The sequence below is a fragment of the Mesorhizobium sp. M9A.F.Ca.ET.002.03.1.2 genome (assembly GCF_003952365.1).
In the GTDB taxonomy this organism is placed as follows: Bacteria; Pseudomonadota; Alphaproteobacteria; order Rhizobiales; family Rhizobiaceae; genus Mesorhizobium.
Window position 1 is genome coordinate 5,904,509 of record NZ_CP034443.1, and the last position, 13,867, is coordinate 5,918,375.

General features: G+C 64.0%; 13 protein-coding genes. 8 read left to right on the forward strand and 5 right to left on the reverse strand.

Going from position 1 to position 13,867, the window contains the following annotated elements:
* Positions 1 to 400: 400 nt before the first annotated feature.
* A complete protein-coding gene (locus EJ066_RS28720; protein WP_126043272.1) occupies positions 401 to 1,600 on the reverse strand; it encodes an MFS transporter in 1,200 nt (399 codons plus the stop codon).
* 247 nt (positions 1,601 to 1,847) lie between these two features.
* On the opposite strand from EJ066_RS28720, the gene EJ066_RS28725 reads away from it, so the two are divergent.
* Positions 1,848 to 2,267 (forward strand): VOC family protein, encoded by a 420-nt coding sequence (locus tag EJ066_RS28725; RefSeq protein WP_126043273.1) that lies wholly within the window; start codon positions 1,848 to 1,850, stop codon positions 2,265 to 2,267.
* A 70-nt stretch (positions 2,268 to 2,337) separates the two neighbouring features.
* On the opposite strand, the gene EJ066_RS28730 is transcribed toward EJ066_RS28725, so the two are convergent.
* A complete protein-coding gene (locus EJ066_RS28730) occupies positions 2,338 to 3,231 on the reverse strand; it encodes a LysR family transcriptional regulator (protein ID WP_126043274.1) in 894 nt (297 codons plus the stop codon).
* Positions 3,232 to 3,329: 98 nt separating this feature from the next.
* Between EJ066_RS28730 and EJ066_RS28735 the strand changes: the two genes are divergently transcribed.
* Positions 3,330 to 4,079: a glucose 1-dehydrogenase gene (locus EJ066_RS28735; RefSeq protein ID WP_126043275.1), complete on the forward strand. Its 750-nt coding sequence runs from the start codon at positions 3,330 to 3,332 to the stop codon at positions 4,077 to 4,079.
* 54 nt (positions 4,080 to 4,133) lie between these two features.
* Here the strand turns inward: EJ066_RS28735 and EJ066_RS28740 are convergent, their stop codons facing one another.
* Positions 4,134 to 5,066, reverse strand: coding sequence for a dimethylarginine dimethylaminohydrolase family protein (locus EJ066_RS28740; RefSeq protein ID WP_126043276.1), 933 nt, complete (start codon positions 5,064 to 5,066; stop codon positions 4,134 to 4,136).
* Positions 5,053 to 6,675 (reverse strand): amidohydrolase, encoded by a 1,623-nt coding sequence (locus tag EJ066_RS28745; RefSeq protein WP_189644392.1) that lies wholly within the window; start codon positions 6,673 to 6,675, stop codon positions 5,053 to 5,055. The genes EJ066_RS28740 and EJ066_RS28745 overlap by 14 nt, the downstream gene beginning before the upstream one ends.
* An 84-nt stretch (positions 6,676 to 6,759) precedes the next feature.
* On the opposite strand from EJ066_RS28745, the gene EJ066_RS28750 reads away from it, so the two are divergent.
* The 6 genes from EJ066_RS28750 (at position 6,760) to EJ066_RS28780 (ending at position 12,624) form a co-directional block, all read left to right on the forward strand.
* The gene (locus tag EJ066_RS28750; protein ID WP_126043278.1) at positions 6,760 to 7,656 is read left to right on the forward strand and encodes a LysR substrate-binding domain-containing protein; all 897 of its coding nucleotides are present in this window, start codon (positions 6,760 to 6,762) and stop codon (positions 7,654 to 7,656) included.
* Between the two features lie 366 nt (positions 7,657 to 8,022).
* Positions 8,023 to 9,117, forward strand: a complete 1,095-nt coding sequence (locus EJ066_RS28760) for an ABC transporter ATP-binding protein (protein ID WP_126043280.1) — start codon at positions 8,023 to 8,025, stop codon at positions 9,115 to 9,117.
* 93 nt (positions 9,118 to 9,210) lie between these two features.
* Positions 9,211 to 10,323 carry an ABC transporter substrate-binding protein gene (locus tag EJ066_RS28765; RefSeq protein ID WP_126044091.1) on the forward strand — a complete coding sequence of 371 codons (1,113 nt, stop codon included), beginning with the start codon at positions 9,211 to 9,213 and terminating at the stop codon, positions 10,321 to 10,323.
* Positions 10,324 to 10,347: 24 nt separating this feature from the next.
* The gene (locus EJ066_RS28770) at positions 10,348 to 11,181 is read left to right on the forward strand and encodes an ABC transporter permease (RefSeq protein ID WP_126043281.1); all 834 of its coding nucleotides are present in this window, start codon (positions 10,348 to 10,350) and stop codon (positions 11,179 to 11,181) included.
* On the forward strand, positions 11,181 to 11,987 hold the full coding sequence (locus EJ066_RS28775) for an ABC transporter permease (RefSeq protein WP_126043282.1): 807 nt from the start codon (positions 11,181 to 11,183) through the stop codon (positions 11,985 to 11,987). Before EJ066_RS28770 ends, EJ066_RS28775 begins: the two co-directional genes overlap by 1 nt.
* 109 nt (positions 11,988 to 12,096) lie before the next feature.
* Positions 12,097 to 12,624 carry a ferritin-like domain-containing protein gene (locus tag EJ066_RS28780; RefSeq protein WP_126043283.1) on the forward strand — a complete coding sequence of 176 codons (528 nt, stop codon included), beginning with the start codon at positions 12,097 to 12,099 and terminating at the stop codon, positions 12,622 to 12,624.
* A gap of 78 nt (positions 12,625 to 12,702) precedes the next feature.
* Here EJ066_RS28780 and EJ066_RS28785 read toward each other — a convergent pair whose 3' ends face one another.
* Positions 12,703 to 13,767 carry a glycosyltransferase gene (locus EJ066_RS28785; protein ID WP_126043284.1) on the reverse strand — a complete coding sequence of 355 codons (1,065 nt, stop codon included), beginning with the start codon at positions 13,765 to 13,767 and terminating at the stop codon, positions 12,703 to 12,705.
* Between the last annotated feature and the right edge of the window lie 100 nt (positions 13,768 to 13,867).

Sequence of the window (13,867 nt, forward strand, 5' to 3'; positions counted from 1 at the left end):
AAGTCGGCTCACAGCGCGGGGGCGCATGTCATTTCGACGCCCCGCTATGCCCCAGCTGAACCATCCTGGCGACCTGTGCGGTCGCCGTCGACGATAGTCACTCCCATGCACCTGCGCACCGTCGCCTGGTTTGCGGCTTTCCATTGTTCCAATGCATGCTGGAACAGTGCGACTGTTCGCATCCGTGCCCTGATTTGCCAGGTGGATGGTATCAATTTGGGATGGAAACGAAAGGCAAATGCCGCTCGCGGCCGCGCGTAAAAGCCAACGGATCGGCTGGAAAATGACGGCCGCAACTTGGGTCTCCAATCCACCCGATCGGGACGTTCGGAGAGCGGCAGAGGGTCGAAAGTGGACATGGCTGTCCACTTTTGACCCCGGCATCCTCTCCCCGTCACCCCTACGCCGCCTGCAATTCCCTGCGCGGCAATGGCGGGAAGGCGATCGCCACCGCCACCGCGCCAAGCCCGACAAGGGCCGAGCCGATGAACAGCCAGGAATAGTTCGCATAGGCATCGAACACCATGCCGCCGGCGAGCGGGCCGAAGGCCATGCCGATGCTGGACAGCATGGTCGCGGCACCAAACACCGTGCCGAGAATGCGCTGGCCAAAATATTCGCGCGCCAGCACCGCATAGAGCGGCATGACGCCGCCATAGGTGGCACCGAAGATGACGGCGAGCGTGTAGAATTGACCAAGCTCACTGACGGCAAGATAGGCTGCAATCACTACGGACTGTATTGCCAGCCCTGCGATCAGCACCGGCTTGACCCCCAGCCGGTCGGCAAGGACACCATACAGAAGCCTGCCGCCCAAGCCGGCCAGGCCCTCGACGCTGTAGATCGAGACCGCCGCCATCGGCGCTATGCCGCATAGCATCGCATAGCTCACCATATGGAAGATCGGCCCCGAATGCGCCGCGCAGCAGGCAAAGAAGGTGAGTGCCAGAACAATGAATTGTGGCGAGAGCAGCGCTCGGCGCACCGACATGCCCGCACCCGCGGCGACCGGTTCTGAGGCGGCAGCGGCGGCAGGCTCGGGCGGCTGGCGCACCAGAAGGGCAGCCGGCAGGAGCAACACCCATGCCATGATGCCGATGTCGAACATGGCGATGCGCCAGTCATAGGCCGAAATCAGCCAGCGCGCGAAGGGCGAGATCGTCATTGGCGCCACGCCCATGCCGGCCGAGACCAGCGAAACGGCAAGGCTGCGGTTGGTGTCGAACCAGGCCGTGGTCAGCGCGATCATCGGCGTGAAGAAGGCGCTTGCCGCGAGGCCGACGAGCACGCCATAGGTTGCCTGGAAGACAAGCAGCGAGTTGGTGCGGCTCGCCAGAACCAGCGCCAGCCCGAGCAGCGCAGCACCGGTCATCACGACGATGCGGGCGCCGAAGCGATCGTAAATGGCGCCCCAGGCGAAGCCGCCGACGCCCATCACCAGGAAGTTCAGCGTCATCGCGCTCGATATGCCGGCGCGCGACCAGTTGGTGTCGAGCGCCATCGGTTCGAGGAAGATCGCCAGCGAGAACATCGCCCCAAGGGCGACACAGGTCATCACAGCACCAGCCGCGACGATGACCCAACGATAGGAAAGGCTCATATTTTTCTCCTATGCCGGAAGGCATCTTGTTGACCATGATCGGGATCATGATCTGACCGTTTTCGACGGCGCGACTTTTCGTTCGCAGCGCCGCCTGCGTCCGAAGGACGATGGCGGCATTTCGAATCCTACAATCCGGTTGCATTTTTTATCCAGTCCAGGAAAACGCATCACTCAATTGCTCGTGGCATTGACCGTGCGCCCTCCGAAGCTAGATTTCCAACCTGACGATCAGGAGCTATCGGGCATGGAACTTCATCGCGGCCGTCTCATCGACCACCTCCAGCTGGTGGTCAGGGATATTGCGGCCAGCCGCCGCTTCTACGAGGCGGTTTTCAAGGTGCTCGATATTCCTATCGGCGGCAGCGCCGAGGATTATTTCTGGGCCGACGAGCTGTTCGTCTCGAGCGCGGACAGCCGGGCCGCCAACGGACAACTGACCGGGCGCCACCATCTTGCCTTCCAGGCCAGGGACCGCGCGATGGTCGACGCCTTCTACCAAGCCGGCCTTCACGGCGGCGGCACGGACAATGGCGCACCGGGCGAGCGATCGTACCATCCCGGCTATTATGCCGCCTTCCTGCTCGATCCCGACGGCAACAACATCGAGGCCGTCTTTCACGGGCCAGCCGCGCGCAGCGCTGCGTCGGTGAAGATTTCGTTCTGATGGTGCGGTAGCGAGGGCAAGGCTTACTTGCGACGGCATCGGATCGCCTGCGGACGCCATCCCGCCTGCCTTATCGCGTCAGCGCCGCCATTTCGCTCGCCAGGAAGTCGACGAACAGCCGCGCGCGGACCGGTAGCTGTCGCCCGAACGCGTGAACGATGTGCACCGGCATGGTCGGCATCGCCACCTCGGGCAGGATGCGGACCAGACGGCCGGCGTAGAGATCGTCCTGCACGGCAAACTGCATCAGATGCGCGATGCCGGCTCCGGCAAGCGCCGCTTGCCGGATGGCGCCGCCGTCATCGGTATCGAGCCGCCCGTTCGGCACGATCACCGTGCCGTCGGCCAATGTGACGGGATAAGGCCGGCCGGCCATCTGGTAACGGACGAAGTCGTGGCTCTGCAGCGCCTCGATCGATTCCGGCCGGCCGCGCCGTTCGACATAGGCCGGCGACGCCACCAGCACGATTGGCAGATTGGCAATCTTGCGCGCGACGAGCCCGGTGTCAGACAGCGCCCCCATGCGCACCGCGACGTCATAGCCTTCGCGGATCAGGTCGGCATGGCGGTCGGTGACGCTGAGCTCGAGCTTCACCTCGGCGTGCCGAGCCAGGAACGCTTCTGCCCATGAGGCGATCAGGCCGCGCCCGAGTTCCACGGATGCCGTGACGCGCAGCAAGCCGCGCGCCATATCGGCCATCTGAACGACGTCCTCGGCATCATCGAGCGCTCTCAGCAAAGGCGCGACCTGCTCATAATAGGCGAGGCCTTCGCTGGTCAGTCCCAGCCGACGCGTCGAGCGCTGGATCAGCCTTACGCCCAGCCGCCGCTCGAGCCGCGCCACGCTCTTCGACACCGCCGACGGGCTGGAGCCGACCAGCCGGCTGGCGGCATGGAACGAACCGGCATCGACCGTGCGCACGAAGGCGACGAGACCGGCAGTCTTTTCGAGGATGGTGGTCATTCCGGAATTCCAGGCACGAAAGAACAGATCGACTCTACCCTAATACGCTTTCTGATCGTCATTAAATACCGCTCGTCATCGACATAAGGAGAGATTTGATGAGCGCATTGAACAGCAAGGTCGCCATCGTCACCGGCGCCTCCAAGGGCATCGGCGCCGGCATCGCCAGGGGTTTGGCTGCGGCAGGAGCCGCCGTGGTTGTCAACTATGCCTCGTCGCGCCAAGGCGCCGATGGCGTCGTGGCCGAGATCAAGGGCAGTGGCGGTCGTGCCGTCGCCGTCCAGGCCGATGTCTCGCAAGCGTCCGACGTACCCCGCTTATTTGAAGCTGCCAAATCGTCGTTCGGCGGGGTTGATATCCTGGTCAACAATGCGGGCGTATTCGAGTTCGAACCATTGGAGGTGGTGACGGAGACCGAGTTCCACCGCCAGTTCGACACCAATGTGCTGGGCACCATCTTCACCATCCAGGAAGCGGTGAAGCACTTCGGGCCTCAGGGCGGCAGCGTCATCAACATCAGCTCGGTCGCCAGCCTGAACCCGCAGCCCAATTCGCTGGTCTACGCCGCCACAAAGGCGGCCGTCGATTCGATCACGCTGTCCATGTCGCGCGAACTCGGCGCCCGCAACATACGCGTCAATGCCATCGCGCCGGGCGGCGTCGACACCGAGGGCTTGAAACGCGTCGGCATCGTCGGCAGCGAAGTCGAAAAGCAGCTCATTGCGTTGACCCCTCTCGGACGTTTCGGCCAACCCCAGGATATCGCCCGCGTCGCGGTGTTCTTGGCCTCCGACGAGGCATCTTGGCTGACCGGCGAACGCATCACCGCCTCGGGCGGCTGGCGGTGAGGAAAAGCCGATCTCCCCCGCTCGTGGGGAAGATCGGCAGCTCGACCAAAGCGTCTACGCGGCCTCGCGCTTCAGCGCCTGCGCCATGCAGTGGATGCCGCCGCCGGTCTTGGAGATCTCGCTCATCTCGACCGCCGCCACCTCGAAGCCGCGCGCCTTGAGCTGGCCGATCAGCGTCTGGCTCGAGGTCGGCGCGATCACCCGGTCCTTGCCCAGTGACATGAAGTTGCAGCCGAGCGCCATCGTGTCCTGGAACGGTACGTCGATGATCTCATGGCCCTTGCCCTTCAGCCAGTCGACGATGCCAGGCTCCGTGCAGGCGAGGCAGACGGCGGTCAGCTTCTCGGCGATCGGCACCACCATCAGGTCGATATGGACGTAATATTCGTCGATGAAGGCGATGCGGGTTTCCCAGCCTTCCTTGTCGAACCAGGCCTGCACCTGGCGCGCGCCCTCTTCCTGCGTGCGGGCGCCACCGCAGCCGATCAGCACCACGCCGTCCTCGATGACGTTGAAGTCGCCGCCCTCGAAAGTGCCTGCGGTAACCATGTCGTAGATCGGAATGCCGAGCTTCTCATAGGTGCGGATCGCCGCGTAGTTCTCGCCGCGCCGCCACCAGTTGGCCATCGCGGTGATGATGACGCCGTACGGCGTCATGACGCTGGAATCGCGCGAATAGACCTGCATCGGCAGTTCCGGCGTCGGCTCGTGCCAATGGATGTTGACGCCGAAATGCTCATAGGCGGCGACAAGGTCCTTGTGCTGCGCCTGCGCGATCTGGACGTTGCACGGCGCCTCGCGCAGATGCTTGCGCGACAGCGAGCTGGTCGAGAGGTGGCGCAGGAAGTGGGGCGAGCCGAGCAACACGTCCGTCAGCACATCGGTCTCGTTGGCGAAGCCCCAGGCGGTCAGCTTCTTGGTGCCGCCGGCCGGGTTGCGGCGCTGCAGTGAAAACGGTTCGGCGACGATGCGGTCATGAACGGTCATGGGGTTCTCCTCGTGAGGGTGATTGGTTGCTTGGGATCCACCAGTCCCGTCCGCGCGGGGTGGTGACATATTCCGGCCAGCGGAAATGGATCGGCGGGTCGTAGTCGCAGAGCGGCGCCAGCCAGTTCGAGCCGCCAATGCCGCCGCCGGTGCGGCTGACGAATTCATCCATCGCCGCGTCACGGGCGGCCTTGTCTTCCAGCAGGCGAAGTGCTGCGAGCGCGATCGTCTTCGACGCGCAGATGACCATCGGGTCGATGGTGGCGGAAATGCCGCCAAGCGCGTTCATCGCCCAGGACGGATAGGCGTGGCCGTTCTCGGAACGCAGCGCCGGACGGGCGACGTAGAACCGCCCCGTCGGCGCATGCCAGCTCATGTCGGTGTAGTCGTCCGAGGTCGAATTGATCTGCGTCGGCGGCAGATCGCGGCGCAGCAGCGCCTCCGCTTCCTGCGGCGCGATCAGCCGCTCCAGCTCGTCGATAAACGGTTCCTCGCTCGCGACCCCACCGGCATTGACCTGGATTTCGCGCGCGATCGCTTTGGCCGTATCGTCCCAGCGCGGCGGCCCGACCGTCGACAGCGCCTCATAGGCAATACCCGCCATGGCGTGATTGGCGAGCCCCGGCCGCGACTTCGACACCCAGTGCCGCTCATACCGGCAGCCGCTCATGGTGGCAGCGGCTTCGGCATTGCGATCGAGCATCGCGGTGACCTGCTCGGCCATTGCGAGCGTCGGCACGCGGATCATGTATTGGATCTCGGCCAGCCCGGCCGGCAGATTGTCCGCGGTCGCCTGTCCCGCCGTCAGGATCGCCTCGCTGATCGACCAGCCGCCCTGATGCGGCAGCATGGAATCGCGCAGGGCCTTGGAGGCCATGTACATCGTCATGAGCGCGTCGTTGGCGCCGGGCGCCCTGACCGCCGAATGCGCCTGGGGAATGGGCGCGCCATCGCCCGCTGCCCTCGCCCAGTTCTCCGGCTCGTCGCAGACGAAACGGTAGATCATCGCATAGGCGGCGCCGCAATGCGTGTCCCAGCGCGCCGTGTTGCAGAGCGGCAGCATGTAGAAGGGATGGAAGGAGATCATGCCGGCAAGGCCGTCGTAATAGCCCTTGGCCGCATGGATCGGCTTCGATCCCCGCACCTTCTCCGCCGGCTCGCCGGTGAAGCGCAGCGTGCCTGATATACCGTGGCGCTGCATCGCCGCTTTGATCGCCAAAAGCCCGCCCAGGCTGGCGATGCCCAGCCCCGAATGCGGATCGGTGTGGCCGCCGGCCTGTTCGCCGAGGCCCGGGCGCGGACGCTTGACGGTCGCAGCATCCTGGCAATTGCCGGGCACCGCGTCGTATTCGGCATACATGCCGATCGTCGGGCCGGCGCCATTGGTCCAGTGGGCGCAAAAGGCGGTGGGCATGCCGCCGGAGCCTTCCTCGACGGAAAAGCCCTGGTGCTTCAACTGCTCGACATACCAGGCGGCCGACTGGTATTCGCGCCAGGCGGTCTCGCCGAAATCGAAGATCGTCCGCATCCACGCCGACAGCGACGGCTGAATGTCGTCCAGACAGGCAAGCGCGGTCACCTGCGCAGAGTTCGTCACCGGTTCCTCCATGGGATGAGAAGAAAGCAGTGAAGCGCCTCGTCAAAAAGTGATATGTTTTTCCGGCATATGCAAATTCGGTTCACCTGAGGCCTCTTGCGGATACCTTCCACTCAGGCGCTGCGCGCCCTCGACAGTTTCGCCCGCCACGGCAGCGTCTGGCGCGCCGCCGACGAGCTGCATCTGACCCGCAGCGCGGTCAGCCATCAGCTTCGCCTGCTCGAACGCGATCTCGGCTTCGACCTGCTCGAACGCATTGGCAAGGGTGTCGCGCTGACACCGCGCGGCCAGCGCTATGCCAGCGATGTGCGCAAGGCGCTGACGGTGCTGGGCGACGCGGTGACGCGCCACGCCGGCACCGGTGTCGGCGGCTCGTTCAGCGTCAGCTGCACCCCGGGCTTCGCCTCGCTGTTCCTGTGCACCCATATCGGTGAATTCCGGCAGATGTACCCCGATGTCGCGCTGCGCATCCTGACGCCCCGAAGGCTGGACGATGTCAGCAATGCCGAGGCCGACGCCTTCATCGCCTTCGGCGTCGGCAACTGGCCGAACCGCGCCGTCGAGCTGCTGTGCGAAATCTCGTTCACGCCGCTGTGCAGCCCGACGCTGCTCAACAAGATCGGCGGCTTTTCCAAGCCGGCCGACGTGTTGCGCGCCAATCTCTTGCATCTCGGCGACACCGAGGACTGGGCACGCTGGCTGGCGCTGTCGAAGGTCGAGAATCCCGATGTCGAGGGCGGCATCTTCTTCTCCGACATGAACCTGGTCTTCTCGGCGGCGATCGCCGGCCAGGGCATCGCCATGGGCGACGAACTGACCAGCCGCCGGGCGCTGAGCGAAGGCCGGCTGGTCAAGCCGTTCGACATCGCGATCCCCTCGCCGCGCTCCTACTACCTCGTGTCAGAGCACGCCAAGGCGAGCCACCCGGTGCTCGATGCGTTCAGCGGCTGGTTGAGGTCGAAGCTGTCGGAGAACAGGGTCGGGAGGTATTGAGGCGGGGCGCCAACCTTTCCATTCGTCATCCTCGGGCTTGACCAGAGGATCCATGCCGTGACGTTCGCTGACGAGCGCGGCAGGGCAGAATTCCGCACCGCTGCGGCGCTCGTACGCAACGGCATGGATCCTAGGGTCTGCGCCGCGTCGCTTCGCTCCTTGCTTCGCCCTAGGATGACGAAGGCATGGTCGCTTTCGCTAATCGCGAACGTTTGTGAGAGCGCCGTCGTCAGTATTTTTAAGCGCGCCAGCCTTTCCCAGACATACAACAGATGAATCAAATTTGCCGGTCAGGCGAAAACTATTCGGTTGCGGTGAGCGGCCGCCCTGCCTACGATTTCAACCAGCATTGAGGACAAAGGCAGGATGCAGCAACCCGGCCGGGCCGCAGAGATCAAGGCAATCGGGATCGGCAAGAGCTTCGGCTCGTTCCGTGCGCTGGACGATCTGACGCTCGATATCGGCCGCGGCGAGTTCCTGACCTTGCTGGGACCGTCGGGTTCGGGCAAGACCACCTTCCTGATGATCCTTGCCGGCTTCATCCAACCCACCGACGGGCGCCTTTACAGCGACGGCGTCGACATCACCGAGCGGCCGGCCGAACAGCGCGCCGCCGGCATGGTGTTCCAGGGCTACGCGCTGTTCCCGCATATGAGCGTCGAGGCCAACATCGCCTTCCCGCTCAAGGTGCGCAAGAAATCGTCGGCCGAGATCAAGCGACGTGTCGGCGAGATGATCGAGCGCGTCGGGCTCAAGGGCCACGAGAAGAAACTGCCGTCGCAATTGTCCGGCGGCCAGCAGCAGCGCGTCGCGCTGGCGCGTGCCCTGGTGTTCGAGCCCGGTGTTCTGCTCCTCGACGAGCCGTTCTCGGCCCTCGACAAGGGCTTGCGCGGCCAGATGCAGGCCGAGATGAAGCGGCTGCACCAGGAGACCGGCACCACCTTCGTCTTCGTCACCCATGATCAGAGCGAAGCGCTGGCGCTGTCGTCGCGCGTCGCCATCTTCAACCACGGCCAATTGCTGCAGGTCGGTGCGCCGGACGAGGTCTACGACCGGCCGGCCAACCGCTTCGTCGCCGAGTTCCTCGGCGAGATCAACATGCTGCCGCTGAAGGGCGTGCGCAACGCCGACAATGGCGCCACGGGCCTGTGCGAGGACCGCACTGTGAGCCTGCGCGGCAACACCAGCGCCGTCGGCAGCAACGCCATCCTGGCGATCCGGCCCGAATACATGTCGATCGCGCCCGAGGCAGCGGCAGGCGAGAACGGCATCGCCGCGACGGCGACCACCTCGACCTATCTTGGTGCTGCGACGCGGCTGGATCTGACGACGCGCCAGGGCGCCAAGGTGACGGTCTCGGTACCGAACGAGGTCGCCGCCTCGGCACTCAGCAAGGGCAATTCCGTATGGCTGACATGGCCGGCAGAAAAAGGTTTCCTCCTTCCGGACGGAGGACAATGACGATCGGCGTGGCGGAGCTGAAATCCGCCAGGCCGACTTTTCGCCGAAATACCAACAACAAAAAGGGGAACTGACATGACTAGCAATTCAAAGATGAGCGAAACCAAAAAACACGCCATCGAGACCCTGTCCGCCAGGGCGGCGCGCGGCGAGATCTCGCGCCGGCAGTTCACGCAGCTGGCCGCACTCGTGCTGGCCGGCACGCCGATGCTGCTGCGCTCGACCGGTGCCTTCGCGCAAGCCAAGGAACTGGTGCTGGTCAACTGGGGCGGCGACGCCATCACCGCCTATGACGCGGCCTATGGCCAGGCCTTCACCAAGGAGACCGGCATCACCGTCAAGATGGATGGCTCCGGCCCGACCGAGGGCGCGATCGCCGCACAGTTCAAGAGCGGCGCCCCGACCTGGGACCTGGTCGACGTCGACCCGTTCTCGGCCATCACGCTGGGCAGCCAAGGCATGCTGGAGCCGATCGACTATACGGTTGTCGACAAGAAGAAGATGCGCGAGGGCTTTGGCTGGGAACACGCCGCCTCGACCTATTTCTTCTCCTACGTGATCGCCTATGATTCCGAGAAATACGGCAGCGAAGCGCCCACCGGCATGGCCGATTTCTTCGACGTGGCAAAATTCCCCGGCAAGCGCTCGCTCTACAAATGGGGCGTGTCGAGCTGGGAAGCGGCATTGCTTGCCGACGGCATCGCGCCGGCCGAGCTCTATCCGCTCGACCTCAAGCGCGCACATGACAAGATCGCCGCCTTCAAGGAAAACGTCGTCGCCTATTGGGGCGGCGGCGCCGAAAGCCAGAGCGTTCTGCTCAACGGCGAGGCTTCGATGGCAATCGTCTGGTCGACCCGCGCCTCGCTGATCGAGCAGGATTCCGGCGGCCAGATCAAGTTCATCTGGGACCAGGGCCTGATCTCGCCGGGTGCGCTCGCCGTGCTCAAGGGCAATCCCGGCGGCAAGGACGCGGCGATGAAATTCATCGCCAGCGCTCAGGATCCGGAAAAGCAGTTGGTCATGTTCGACAAGCTCGGCCAGGGCCCGGCCAACCCGGCCGCCGACGCGCTGATCCCCGCCGACAAGAAGCGCATCAACCCCGTCGACCCCGAGAACATGAAGAAGCAGATCGCGCTCGACATGGAGTGGTACGCCAAGAATTACGGGGCAGCACTCGACGAATACACGAAGATCATTTCCGCCTGACAAGCCGGGACAACCGGGGCCGAGATGAAAGCATATCTTTCCGACAGGATGGGCGCGGCGCTGTTGATGGCGCCGCTGCTCCTGTTCCTCGTGCTTGCCTATGCCTGGCCGTTCCTCGGCGTCGTCAAATGGAGTTTTACGCTGCCGACGCCAGGGCTCGGGCAATATGGCGCGCTGGCCACCGATCCGCTGGTGCAGTCGGTGTTCATCCGCACGCTGCGCATAGCCGCAATCGTCACGATCGTTTCGGTCGCCGCCGCCTATGCCATCACCGTGGTCTGGGTGCGCGGCACGCCGGTGCAGCGCGTGGTCGCCGAGTTCTGCATCCTGGTGCCGTTCTGGATCTCGGTGCTGACCCGCGCCTTCGGCTGGGTGGCGCTGCTTTCTAATCGCGGCCTGATCAACACATGGCTGCAGGCGATCGGCTTCATCTCCGAACCGCTGACACTGGTGCGCAACGAGTTCGGCGTCATCGTCGGCATGACGCATTTCCTCATTCCTTTCGCCGTGTTTCCGCTGGCGTCTTCCATGCGCAGCCTCGACGACCGCGTGCTCTTGGCGGCGCGTGGGCTCGGCTCCAGCCGCATGCGCACCTTCTGGTCGGTCTTCGTGCCGATGACGCGCTCCGGCATCATCGGCTCGGCGCTGATCGTCTTCGTCTTTTCGCTGGGCTTCTTCGTCACGCCGGCGATCCTTGGCGGCGGCCGCAGCGTGATGATCGCCGAGCTGATCTACCTCCGCATCTTCCAGAGCCCGGACTGGGGGCTGGGTGCGGCGATCAGCGTCGTGCTGGTGCTGTTCGTCGGTGCGCTGATGGCGCTGCTGTTCCGCTATGTCAGACCGAAGCAGATGATCTGATGCCGACCTACCGCCCCGGCCCCGTCTCGCTGATCCTCGCCGCACTCGTCGCGCTGTTCCTGCTGTTGCCGCTGCTCGCGGTCATCCCGGTGTCGCTGACGCCGAGCCGCATGCTGGCGATGCCGTCGGGCGAGTTGTCGCTGCGCCACTACCGGGCGCTGATCGAGGATCCGCGCTGGATCAACTCGATCCTGCTCTCGATCAGGATCGGCGCCGTCAGCAGCGCCTTCTCCACCGTGCTGGCGCTCTGCTTCAGCCTTGGTGTGTGGATGTTCCAGCCGCGCTTCACCGCCGCGCTGGTCGGCTTCGTGCTGCTGCCGATGGTGGTGCCGCCGGTGGTCTCGGCGATCACGCTCTACTTCCTGCTGACCTCGATCTCGGGCGTCAGCTCGTTCTTCGGCTACGACACCTGGCTCGGTGTCGCCATGGCACATGCGGTGATGACTGTGCCCTTCGCCACGGTGCTGATCCTGGTCTCGCTCAGCCAGCTCGACCGGCGCATCGACCTCGCCGCGCGCGGCCTCGGCGCCACGGTGTGGGAGCGCGCCACCCGCATCATCATGCCCAACATCAAGTTCGGCATCGTCACATCAGCCCTTCTGTCCTTCGTGCTCTCATGGGAAGAGATCGGCGTCACCCTTTTCGTCACCTCGGTCAACGCCATCACGCTGCCCAGGCTGATGTGGATGGGCCTGCGCGACAACATCGACCCGGCGATCGCAGCCCTCTCGGTGATCCTGATTATCGTCACCGTTTTGGTGCTGGCGGTACGCAGCTTGGCGGGCAGGCTGCGCGGAGCGCACTGAGAGCTGAGGCAAGCCGGATCTAAAGCCGAAATTCGTCGGAACAAGTTGCGCCGATCGGTGTTGACTAGGGCCTCCGACAGCGGATGGCTCATCAACGGGAGATCGGAAAATGGCGACAACGAAAAAGGCCTCAACGTCGAAGACCAAAAGCCTCGAGGATCTGTTCCTCGACGGCCTGAAGGACCTCTACTACGCGGAAAAAAAGATACTGAAGGCTCTGCCCAAAATGGCCAGGGGCGCCGAAGCGAAGGAGGTTATGGCCGCGTTCGAAAAGCACCAAATGGAAACCGAGGGCCAAGTCGATCGCCTCGAGCAGGTGTTCGACCTTCTCGGAAAGCCGGCTCGCGGCAAGACCTGCCCCGCCATCGACGGCATTCTCGAAGAAGGCTCGGAAATACTCGAAGAGTATAAGGGAATTCCGGCGTTGGATGCAGGCCTCGTTGCCGCGGCACAGGCTGTGGAACACTATGAAATAGCCCGCTACGGCACGCTCATCGCGTGGGCCGAACAGCTCGGCATGAAGGATGCCCTGCAGCTTCTCAGGACCACGCTGCAGGAAGAGGTGGCGACAGACGAAGCTCTCACAAAGCTGGGCGAATCCGGCGTGAATGAACGCGCTCTTGCAGAGGCCGCATGATCCCTTGCTATCCCCTGAGCCCTGGTGTTTGCCGTCAGGGCTCAGCCTCTCCCGAAAGCGAATGACATCCCGTCAAGGCTATCCCATGGCGTGGCGGATGGTTTTGGACAGACGGCTAAGGAATGCCGGTCTCGACGATGCGTCAAGCTTCCACGACAGGACCGCCATCGCCATTTTTCGCGGCAACATGCCGACCGACAGGAACCATGCGGCAAGGACGGCTCGCCGCCGCAGGGACGCCGTCATTTCGAGGCTGGCTACGGCACCGGCCGCCCCCAACGTCAGCCGGGAATCGTCGGCCACGGGGTGCCGGCGCCTGTCCGCGCACAGCGACGCCAGCCGCTCTTCCAGGTGGACCGGGTCGTGGCGGACGGTATCGGACGGTACGATGGTCAGGCCGATCCCGGCGGCCTGCTCCGACAGCGCCTCCATGCGCTGGAAATCATGCCTGACCCGCCAGCGAGCCCGTTCGGCGAGCTTTTCGCCGAACACCGAATGATTGGCGCCGTGGATCCGGTAGGCGCCGACGCATTCGTCGATGGATTGAACGTGCCCGTAAAGCGGCGCCAGCGTTGCAAGATAGCCATCGGCGCCCTGGCGGAACTCCGGCTCGGGTATCGGCATGATCGCCTCCAGGGTTGCGCGATCAAAGGCCAGCCCGCTGGTCACGGTTGTCTGGTAACGGCCCTTGTGCAGCAGTTTCGGCATGACGTCACCGCTGTCGAAGGGGAGTTCGGGCGGCGGAAAGACGTCCCTGATGCGTTGCCGTTCGTCGACGATGTGCAGCCTCGACTGCACCTGGGCGGTTGCCGCGTCCCAGATGTCGACGATCGTGGAAACGGCGGTCGGATAAAGGTAGTCGTCGGCGTCGAGAAAAAGAACGATCTTGCCGGAGCTTGCCGCAAAGCCTGTGTTGAACGCCGCCGCATGCCCGCCATTTTGCGCCCGCGGGCATGCGAGGATCTCGTCGCGATATGATTCCATGATTGTCGTGGAATTGTCCCGCGATGCATCGTCGACGACGATGACTTCGACATCCGCGTAGTCCTGCTCTAGCGCGCTATCGATGCTGCGTTTGAGGAAACGCGCGTAATTGTAGTTCGGGATGATGATGGATACCGGAATTCTCGGCACGGGTTGCATCGCATCTGACCTCGCATCTTGCTTCGGCTTCGGCAAATCCGCTCATGGGTCTGCCCCCTCTTCAAGTGTCCGACGAGTTTCCTGAGGAACGGCTTTCCAT

What these genes read in the sequence shown, in the direction of transcription:
- EJ066_RS28720 (WP_126043272.1), bottom strand. Translation starts at nt 1,600, where the DNA reads ATGAGCCTTTCCTATCGTTGGGTCATCGTCGCGGCTGGTGCTGTGATG.
- EJ066_RS28770 (WP_126043281.1), top strand. Translation starts at nt 10,348, where the DNA reads ATGAAAGCATATCTTTCCGACAGGATGGGCGCGGCGCTGTTGATGGCG.
- EJ066_RS28785 (WP_126043284.1), bottom strand. Translation starts at nt 13,767, where the DNA reads ATGCAACCCGTGCCGAGAATTCCGGTATCCATCATCATCCCGAACTAC.
- EJ066_RS28730 (WP_126043274.1), bottom strand. Translation starts at nt 3,231, where the DNA reads ATGACCACCATCCTCGAAAAGACTGCCGGTCTCGTCGCCTTCGTGCGC.
- EJ066_RS28735 (WP_126043275.1), top strand. Translation starts at nt 3,330, where the DNA reads ATGAGCGCATTGAACAGCAAGGTCGCCATCGTCACCGGCGCCTCCAAG.
- EJ066_RS28780 (WP_126043283.1), top strand. Translation starts at nt 12,097, where the DNA reads ATGGCGACAACGAAAAAGGCCTCAACGTCGAAGACCAAAAGCCTCGAG.
- EJ066_RS28760 (WP_126043280.1), top strand. Translation starts at nt 8,023, where the DNA reads ATGCAGCAACCCGGCCGGGCCGCAGAGATCAAGGCAATCGGGATCGGC.
- EJ066_RS28775 (WP_126043282.1), top strand. Translation starts at nt 11,181, where the DNA reads ATGCCGACCTACCGCCCCGGCCCCGTCTCGCTGATCCTCGCCGCACTC.
- EJ066_RS28725 (WP_126043273.1), top strand. Translation starts at nt 1,848, where the DNA reads ATGGAACTTCATCGCGGCCGTCTCATCGACCACCTCCAGCTGGTGGTC.
- EJ066_RS28745 (WP_189644392.1), bottom strand. Translation starts at nt 6,675, where the DNA reads ATGGAGGAACCGGTGACGAACTCTGCGCAGGTGACCGCGCTTGCCTGT.
- EJ066_RS28765 (WP_126044091.1), top strand. Translation starts at nt 9,211, where the DNA reads ATGAGCGAAACCAAAAAACACGCCATCGAGACCCTGTCCGCCAGGGCG.
- EJ066_RS28740 (WP_126043276.1), bottom strand. Translation starts at nt 5,066, where the DNA reads ATGACCGTTCATGACCGCATCGTCGCCGAACCGTTTTCACTGCAGCGC.